Here is a 9764-nt window from a genome sequence, read left to right on the forward strand (position 1 = left end):
ATTTTAATTGTTTTTATTATTATTCTTTTTGATGAAAATATTGCCGATGTATAGCAGTACCAGCATAATAGTGAGTGTTCCTGCGAAGCTGGTAAACATATTGAGCGATACTAACGCCCCAAGTTCCCGGTTTGGAGGGAACACTGAAAAAAGTAATACCATAAAGCCTGCGATTACAACAATGGCATTAAATATTATAGCTTTACCTGAATGTGCCATAGTAAGTTGTGCCGCTTTATACTTATCGTTGTAATTAGCTGCATTTGTACGGTATTGTTCCAGAAAATGAACGGCATAATCAATACCGATACCTATTGCAATACTTGAAAGTAATGCTGTTGTTGTGCTAAGAGGAATATTCAGGAAGCCCATAATGCCGAAACTGATAAGAGCCGTTAAAATAATTGGAACAGCACTTATTAAACCGACCACAAGGTTTCTGAACATTAGAGACAACAAGATTATGATAATTAAAATGGACATGATTAGGCTTTTTATCTGACCTTCCAGAATGAGGTCTGTAAAAACAAGCCCTTTGTATCCGCTTCCTGCATAATTCATTGAAATATCAAGTGTTTCAAAATCATCTTCATAAGAATTAATTATATCAAGTGCGGCATTTATTGATTTTGAATCGTCCTTCTTTAACTGAAATGTAATGTTGAGTTTGGCGTAATCGTAATCTGCTACTTTGGTTAGGTTCTCCGGGTCACCTGACATTTCATAAAGTAAAAGGTACTGAGCTATCATCTCATTGCTGTTGGGTATCGTATTAAATGCTTCGTTATCGGAATTCATTACCTTGTTCATGCGTTTAATGTAATCGGTAAGTGAGAATTTATTGCCAACAACCTCCAATTGGGCATCCACATCCTGTTGCATTCTATCCACAAGTTTGAGTACTTCCGGATTTTTAAAAACATCTTTTTTGCCATTGGCATCCAAAATGAGATTTAATGTACTGGTACCGCCAAAATTTTCATTGATAAACTTATCTGTTTGAACAATATCGCTGTCTTTCTCAAACTTATCCAGGAAGCTGGAGTTAATCCATATTTTTTGCATTCCAACTATTGATATTGCAACAATAACAACTGTTGCCAGAATCGAAACATATTTATTCTTCACTATCCATGCAGCAGAACTATTTGCCAACTTTGAATGCGAATGTCCTTCCATATCATTATCAATATTAGCTTTTTTGACTTTTGGCAAACCAAAAATCATGATTCCGGCAGGCAAGAATATCAAGGAGAAAAACATGGCTGCCATTACTCCGAAAGCAGTAAAGATTCCGAAATATTTTACTGGATATACCTCCGATGTTAGCAATGAAATAAAGCCAACAGCAGTAGTAATTGAAGTCATAACCACAGGTTTCCACATGTGGTTGAGCATTTCGCTTACCGCTTCTTTTTTTGAAACTCCGGGATTGTGAGCCATATAGGTTTGAAGATGACTATATAAATGAATGCCATCGGCTACCCCTATGGCTATGAGCATTACCGGAATCATGGTTGAAACAGCGTAAATTGGAATTCCTACACTCGCCATTAGACCAAAAGCCCAAACTGTAGAAAGAAAAACCACGCCAAGAGTGATGAAAGTGCTTTTAATACTTCTTAAAGTGATGAAAAGAACAATTAGTATTACCAATATCACGATTGGAACCATTTTTTTCATATCAGCAGGGGCAAGCAACGCCATTTCGCCTTCAACAATTGGACGACCAGCTACATGGATAGTTATATCATCTGTTTCTGATTGTTTTACAGTTTTAAGAATATTGTTATAAAACTCTTGAGAAAACACATCATCGCCAATTTCTGCAATAATAACTGCAACCTGCTCGTTTGTGGATATAAAGCGTCCATAAACCATTTCATTTTCTCGAACACTTTTTCTCAGTTCCTGTAATTCTTCCTCTGCTTTTGGAACACGTTTGTAAAAGCGTTTCACATCCAGACTCCCATCTGACCCCACAATATTATCGGCATTATAAAGTGATTTTACATCATCTTTATCTATTTCTTCAAACTTCTGTAAGCGTTTGGTAAGCTGTTTCAGCGTATCAAGTGTTGCAGTGTTGTAAATGCCTGATTTGTTTTCAACAGCCACTACTATACCGTCTTTAATATTAAACCAACTTTCAGCTTCGTCACTATAAACAAACGCTGGGTGGTCTTTGGGCATGTATTCGTCCAAGTCGGTTTCCATGCGTGTATTCTCTTTCATTTCAGAAATAAAATACACAGAAATCATTGCAATGAATAACATGGTAAGCCATTTGTAGCGTAACAATTTTGTCAATAAATTTTCCATAATTTTATATGTTTGTTAATACTCACTAACTATTTGTTTAAAAAAAAACGATTCTATAAATCGCTTTCCTTATTGAGCAGTATTTCAGTTATAACAGTTTTGTTTGTTCCATTGGTTTGGGTGCTTTTACAACAAGAACACGAACATTATTTTCTGTGTTATTCGCAAAATAATGTGTTATATTCTTAGGGCTTTCGACTAAATTATCTTGAGGTACAGTCTGCTTTTCATCACCAATAAAAATATCAGGACTTCCTTCCAATACATAGAAAAATACATCAACGGGAGTTTTATGAGGTTTAAGACTTTCTCCCGGTTTCAACATAATATGAACCACTTGTGCATTGTCGTGATTATAAAGCTCTCGTGCATCAATCTTATGCGGAGTTTGCTTAATTTCTGTTTCTGAAACTTTTACAATTTTCATACGATTAAATATTTTATAATATTAGTTTAAATGAATTTACAAGCTTTGTTCCTTCTTCTTTTAAGTCGAAATTATAATTGTTTAAATCCCAACGTTTAATAAGCAAGCGAAAAGAACCTAAAAATATTATTGCAAGCGATGATTTATCAATATCCTGTCTTACATTGCCTGCTTCCTGTCCTTGCTCAATGATTGTTTCTATCTTCTGCAAATTCAGGTTTTGTATTTCGTTAATCTTTTCTTTCAGCATATTATCGTTTTTGAATATCTCTTCTGCAAATACAATAGGTATGATGGTAGGCTGTTCAGTAAAAACATCAAGCATTCTAAAAAAAATAAAGGCAATTTTTTCAACTGCGGGTTGCTCCTCATCAAAAGGTAATGACGACATCATTCCGGCCATTTCTTTGAAACTATCAAGTATTGCAACCAAAATAGCTGTTTTGCTTTCAAAATGACGATAAATTGCAGGTTCTGAAATACCTATTGCTTTAGATAAGTTTTTTATCGTAAAACCCTGAATACCTTTCAAAGCTATGAGTTTTATTGATTCTTCAATTATTTGTATTTGTCTTTCTGTTTGCATCATATTTCTTATTACGAAACAAAGTTAGTTAATGTTCGCTAACTTATGCTTTTTTTTCAATTAATTTTCATTAAAACCCCATATAACACTTACTGTCAGTAATTAAAGAAATTATTTTACCGAAACTTCTTTCTCCAAAGCAAATATCCGCTCAATACAACCATAACGCTTACCAATCCTGATAAGGGAACTAAGAGGATATAAAAATCACCAAGAAGAAAACGAAAGAAACGTCCCGTATGAATTTCGAGCGATAAGTTCCATAGTGACATTTTAGATTCTTTAAGAATATTATTAGGCATTTCAGGGAATTTCATTTCATGATATAAAGGAACTGCACCTTTATCGTAGTCTATCATATATTGCTTACCTACCAAATCCGTTACTAATCCAGTAACTTTAAAATCACCAATCGGTCTGCCTGTTGTATTGCCTACATGTAATTTCCCCTGCGCATAATTATAAATTTCAGGATGAGCCGGATGCCATAAAAACAAACCGCTGAACGAACCGATAATGTACGCCCCGTCATTAAATGGCTCAAGCACATTAATTCCCATAACACTTACAGGAGGCTGAATTTTAAAAGCAATTGGTGCAAGACGGTCTTTATCCATATAGAAGATGCCTTCCGAAGTTGCCAGAAGGAATTCATTTCGTTCACTATCAAATTTTATGTCCCTCAATTTATCGTACCAGGGATTAGGCTGGTCGAGATGAGAATATTTTACAGGGCTTACTTTTGAATACGCTATTGCAATAAGTAGCGGAGGTCGCAAGAACATACCTGTAAAAAACAAGACTATCAGGCACACAAATAACCAGGCTCCTGTTTTATTGTGCCATTTTAAAGACCATCGGTTAGTCTTTACAATTGATGTTACTTTTTTCGACTTCTTCTTTCTTCTCTTTATCCATCCGGGGAAAAAGAAATAAATAATTCCTGTCAGCGATAAGAAAATGGTTATTACCCCCAAAGCATCAACAAACAGCTTTCCGGGAATCCCAAAAATTTCACCTGAATGAATCTGCCACATGGTTTCAAAAAGCGAAACTTCATTTTTGTAATCTCGTGGTTGTTTAAGTTCAATTTTCTCAAATTGGGTATTTATTCCTTCCGACTTACCTTTAAATAAATAGGAACGATTTAATACATAGAGCGTATCGTTGACACATTCAATTGCCACAAAGCGTTTAATGTCAACATCCAATTCAAACTTTATCCATTGCTTTTTCTCCTTACTAAAAGCAAACAAACCAAATTGCGTTGCTGTATATAGATTTCCGTCATTTGATTGATACAGGTCAAAAACCTTACGGTTATCGCTTCCATTTGGGAAACCATAATTGAATGAACTATAATCAGTAAAATTTGAATCGGTAAGCCATACCCCAATATTACCATATACTAAAATGCTATCGGCATTTAAAATAAGATTGCCTTTAACAGCACTATTATTCCAATTCTGATAACGGAATTCTTTTGGAAGATTGTTACGTGAAATATCAATACCAGAGAAGAATTCACGATGATTCATAATGATACCTGTAATTGAGAAATATAAAAGCAGGAAGGCTATGATTAGCCCTGGCCATTTATGTAGTTTCTTATATAGTTTTCCCATAAAGTAAACTGTCTGTGAGTTTGTTTTTATCTAAATAACAATAGCTTAAATGCCTAAAAAGATAAATATTGTTATTTCTGTTTCTTGAAAATTTCTTAAATTTATCTAATGCAATATTAAAAAACAGAAAAATTGCAAGCTGTAACATATGGTACAGCTTCTTTGTTCTTGGTAACATATATTTGCATTAGAAGGTTGAGTTTTCATTGTTTTGAAATAATGAATTTGTGGGGAGGATAGTTTTAATGTAAAAACGAATTTTGAGGCTATGAGCATATTGAAAAAGATTTTACCTCCTGATAAATGGAAGATACCTGTCATTATCGTTTCAGCAATTCTGTTAGGTCTTTTTTTCTTTCTATTCTATGTCTCCAATGCATCATCTTACCTGTCCGATGACCCAAAAACCTGCGTAAATTGCCACATCATGGCTCCGCAATATGCTACATGGATGCACAGTTCTCATCGTGAATGGGCAAACTGTAACGATTGCCATGTACCTCACAATAACGTATTCAATAAATACTATTTCAAAGGGAAAGATGGAATGCGACACGCTTCTATTTTTACTATGCGTGCTGAACCGCAGGTAATACAAATAAAAGAAGAAGGACATCATGTAGTGCAACAAAATTGTATTCGTTGCCATAGTAACCTTATTACGGATGCAAAAATGAATACCATTCATGGCGATTTTCATTCTGACAGAACTGACAGAACTTGTTGGGAATGCCATCGTGAAGTTCCTCATGGCAGGGTGAACAGCCTTTCGAGTACGCCTAATGCTAAAGTACCGTTACCCGAAAGTCCTGTACCCGATTGGTTAAAGGAAGCATTAAAAGAAACAAAAAAATAACGAAACTCTATGAAATCATTCAGCGAACAAATCAAAGAAAAACCTTGGAAAGGCTGGGTTCTTTTCCTCGGAACAATTGTAGTTGTATTCCTTTTAGGATTGTTAGCATCTAGTGTTGTAGAAAGAAGAAGCGAAGCGGTGTTTGCCTATGCGCCTAAAAACGATTTTTCTCAGTTTGAACCCCGTAACGAAAAATGGGGTGCTAACTTTCCTCGTGAGTTTGAATCTTATTATCAAACCTCTGACACCATCTTTAGAAGTAAATACAATGGTTCTGCTACAATTGATGAATTAGAGGAAGACCCAAGAATGGTAGTTCTTTGGGCAGGATATGGTTTTTCAAAAGAATATAACCAAGGGCGAGGACATTATTATGCAGTAGAAGATGTTCGTAATATTCTTAGAACTGGAGCACCGAATGATAGTGTAAAAAGCCCTATGCCCAACACATGCTGGACTTGTAAAAGCCCCGATGTTCCAAGAATGATGAATGAAGTTGGAATTGCAGAGTTCTATAAAGGTTCATGGGAAAAGTGGGGAGCTGAGATTGTGAACCCAATTGGTTGTGCCGATTGTCACGATGTAAATACTATGCAACTACGCATTTCTCGCCCTGCATTAATTGAAGCATTTGAAAGACAAGGAAAAGACATAAGCAAAGCCACGCATCAGGAAATGAGAAGCTTGGTTTGTGCACAATGCCATGTGGAATACTATTTTAATAAAAAGAAAATTGAAGGAGTTCCATATTTAACCTTCCCTTGGGATAATGGTATGACCGTTGAAGCTGCTGAAGAATACTATGACAATATGAATTTTAGTGACTGGACGCATAAACTAAGTAAAGCCCCAATGTTAAAAGCCCAACACCCAGGTTATGAAACTTACTTAACAGGTGTGCATGCGGAACGTGGTGTATCTTGTGCTGATTGTCACATGCCATATAAAAGCCAAGGAGGTGTGAAATTTACAGACCATCACATTCAAAGTCCTCTTAATAATGTCGCCAATTCATGTCAAGTTTGTCACCGTGAAGAGGCTCATAAACTCATTGCCGATGTATATTCTCGTCAGGATAAGATTAAAGAAAATGTAAATATTCTAGAAGATTTATTGGTTAAAGCCCACGTAGAAGCTAAAGCTGCTTGGGACAATGGAGCAAACGAGGAACAAATGCAAGCAATACTTATGGATATTCGACATGCTCAATGGCGTTGGGATTATTCTGTCGCTGCTCATGGTGCATCATTCCACTCACCTGTTGAAACAGGTCGTATTGTTTCATCGGGTATCAATATTGCACAAGAAGCAAGAATTAAACTTACTCGTTTATTAGCTGACCTTGGTCATAATAAAGAAGTTGAAATACCTGATATTTCAACCAAAGCGAAAGCCCAGGAATATATTGGTTTAGATATGGCTACACTAAATTCTGACAAAGAAGAATTTTTAGGAACTGTGGTTCCACAATGGCTTGAAGAAGCCAGTCAAAGAGAATCGAAATATTAGAATAAATTACCTTGCAAAATACTAAAGAAAAAAAGAGCTTATGGGTACTTCCCTGGAAGTATCCCGAAAGCTTCTTAATAGCCTTTGCCTTATTTTTGGCATCATTAGGAATTGAATTTATAACAGGTACTACAGTGCCTAAAATATCTTGGCCAGCCAATCTTGTTTCAATAGCACTATTAGCAAACTTATCGTTATTGCTATATCTGTTATCAAAAAAAAGAGCGGTTTTCAAATGGTTTTATAGTGTTCCAGCATCAATTGCCGGGGTAACTCTATTTGTTGTACCATCCCTATTGTTAGCTTTAATTCCACAAAAATCATCAGATTCTTTATTCTTTCTTTACGATGTTACATCGAGCTGGACATATACAATCGGAGTGGTTTTCTTTTTAATCATACTTGGAACAGTAACCATTAAACGCATCACCAAGCTTTCCAAAAAGAATATCGGTTTCTTTCTAAACCATTTCGGTTTATGGCTGTGTATTGCATCAGCTCATTTAGGTGCAGGAGACATACAAAAACTGAATATGTATCTTGAAGAAGGCAAAACTACCTGGTATGGAATTGAAAACGGAAATAGAACAGAAGAATTAAATTTTGCTATAAAGCTACGAGACTTCTCCATTGAAGAATACCCTGCAAAAATTGCTTTTGTGGAAAGCAGTACAGGAGAAATAATCAACCAAAACAACAAACCCTTAATGATAGACCCTCACGAGGGCTTACAATTCAACTATAAGGATTTTGATTTTAAAATTGATAAACTATTAATGAGTTCAGCTCCTGTTATGAATAGGTTTGAACCTGTTCTGGGTATGGGGGCAACTCAATCCTTAAAGATTCTAAAATCTTTTAATGAAAAGGTTGATACTATTTGGATTTCAAGTCCAAGCATTTTGTATCGTCAGGAAATGCATCAGATTGATTCAAGCACAATAATGCTTATGACCAAACCCGAAGCAAAACGTTTCCTGTCTGAAATTACGGTTTATGAAAAAGCCGGAGCAGTATATGACACCATCATCGAGGTAAATAAACCAATCAAGATTGCCGGATGGAAGATTTATCAGACAAGTTATGATGAAACAATGGGACGTTGGTCAACGAAAAGCATTTTGGAACTGGTTAAAGACCCTTGGTTGCCATCGGTATATTTAGGATTCTTCTTACTCATTGCAGGAACTTTCTATCTGATATGGACTGGTAAAAGGAAGGAGGACGTGTAATGTGGCATAATTTTGAAATATTCGCAATTATTTCCTTGGTAACATGGATGCTGGCCATTGGCACTTCACTTTCAGACAAGATGAGCAAAATGGCCAATTTGACTGCAATTCTTGGAACTTTAAGTCTGGCTGTATTTATTATTTTGCTTTGGACTAATCTTCAACGCCCACCATTAAGAACTCTTGGAGAGACTAGACTTTGGTATTCATTCTTCCTGGCAATTTCAGGCTATGTAATATTTAAGCGATGGAAAATCAAGTTAATGCTTATGTATTCACTTGGAATGGCAATCCTGTTTTTATTATTGAACTACCTAAATCCTGATATTCACAGTAAAACACTAATGCCAGCATTGCAAAGCATTTGGTTTGTACCTCATGTAATAGTGTATATGATTGCTTACGCCTTATTAGGCTTATCTGCACTCTTCGGATTGCTAGGATTATATGCTATTAGAAAAGATAATCTGAAAGAGGATTTTGTACTAAAAACAGATAACATTGTTTATATCGGCTTTGGCTTCCTTACGTTAGGACTTATTTTTGGGGCTTTATGGGCAAAAGAAGCATGGGGGCATTATTGGACATGGGATCCCAAAGAGACATGGGCATTTCTTACATGGGCTGTTTACTTAATTTATATCCATTTCAGGATAAAAAGTAATTTAAGCCACAAAAGCGTTTTTCTGATTTTAATGTTAGCTTTTGTTGTTCTTCTTATTTGTTGGTTTGGCATTAACTACCTTCCGGCAGCACAAAATAGTGTGCATGTTTATTCGAGTTAAAATAAAAAGTATGGTCAGATTCTCTAAAAACATCTAAATTATTATGCCAACAAATAAAAAAATATAAAAGTTATCAACAGTTTTTTTGCTTTATTTTAGTTGTTTTGTTTTTCCTATTGTATGGCAAATTGTATTCCCTTAAAGTTCAAGCAAGCTTCTTTATGTTGCTGTATGTAAGCTCGTTGCAAGGTTATAACTTTACCTTTTCACGGTTGATTGTATGAGTAGTGGCAGATTGCGTGGTAATTTCCTGTCAAACCGCTACGCAGTTTGAGCGGGCTACGAACCTTAATATTTACCACTTTGCCTGCCATTACTTATACAAAATGTGTGTGCCTCGCATGGGTAGCGATGCACTTATAGCGTAAGCTATCAAAAAGACATAAATATGCAAATTTATTTTGATAAGTAGCGAAGCTATA

Annotated in this window: 8 protein-coding genes; 4 read left to right on the forward strand and 4 right to left on the reverse strand. The window is 35.5% G+C overall.

Annotated elements, in window-relative coordinates:
• Window positions 1-3: 3 nt before the first annotated feature.
• The 4 genes from ACRD62_RS17270 to ACRD62_RS17285 form a co-directional block, all read right to left on the reverse strand.
• Window positions 4-2322: an efflux RND transporter permease subunit gene (locus ACRD62_RS17270; protein WP_430821360.1), complete on the reverse strand. Its 2319-nt coding sequence runs from the start codon at window positions 2320-2322 to the stop codon at window positions 4-6.
• Window positions 2323-2410: 88 nt separating this feature from the next.
• Entirely contained in the window at window positions 2411-2749 is a 339-nt protein-coding gene (locus ACRD62_RS17275) for a cupin domain-containing protein (protein WP_120271230.1), read from the reverse strand.
• Between the two features lie 13 nt (window positions 2750-2762).
• Entirely contained in the window at window positions 2763-3335 is a 573-nt protein-coding gene (locus tag ACRD62_RS17280; RefSeq protein ID WP_301192542.1) for a TetR/AcrR family transcriptional regulator, read from the reverse strand.
• Between the two features lie 116 nt (window positions 3336-3451).
• Window positions 3452-4960, reverse strand: a complete 1509-nt coding sequence (locus ACRD62_RS17285; RefSeq protein ID WP_430821361.1) for a PepSY domain-containing protein — start codon at window positions 4958-4960, stop codon at window positions 3452-3454.
• A 268-nt stretch (window positions 4961-5228) separates the two neighbouring features.
• On the opposite strand from ACRD62_RS17285, the gene nrfH reads away from it, so the two are divergent.
• Genes nrfH through ACRD62_RS17305 form a run of 4 tightly spaced genes read left to right on the forward strand, consistent with a single transcriptional unit; the run spans window position 5229 to window position 9342 of the window.
• Window positions 5229-5816, forward strand: a complete 588-nt coding sequence (gene nrfH, locus ACRD62_RS17290; protein WP_301192544.1) for a cytochrome c nitrite reductase small subunit — start codon at window positions 5229-5231, stop codon at window positions 5814-5816.
• Window positions 5817-5825: 9 nt separating this feature from the next.
• Window positions 5826-7325, forward strand: coding sequence for an ammonia-forming cytochrome c nitrite reductase (gene nrfA, locus ACRD62_RS17295; RefSeq protein WP_301192545.1), 1500 nt, complete (start codon window positions 5826-5828; stop codon window positions 7323-7325).
• Window positions 7326-7336: 11 nt separating this feature from the next.
• The gene (locus ACRD62_RS17300; protein WP_430821362.1) at window positions 7337-8557 is read left to right on the forward strand and encodes a cytochrome c biogenesis ResB family protein; all 1221 of its coding nucleotides are present in this window, start codon (window positions 7337-7339) and stop codon (window positions 8555-8557) included.
• Entirely contained in the window at window positions 8557-9342 is a 786-nt protein-coding gene (locus tag ACRD62_RS17305) for a cytochrome c biogenesis protein (protein ID WP_430821363.1), read from the forward strand. Before ACRD62_RS17300 ends, ACRD62_RS17305 begins: the two co-directional genes overlap by 1 nt.
• Window positions 9343-9764 lie beyond the last annotated feature (422 nt).

The organism is Carboxylicivirga caseinilyticus (assembly GCF_050589785.1).
GTDB classification, from domain to species: Bacteria; Bacteroidota; Bacteroidia; order Bacteroidales; family Marinilabiliaceae; genus Carboxylicivirga; species Carboxylicivirga caseinilyticus.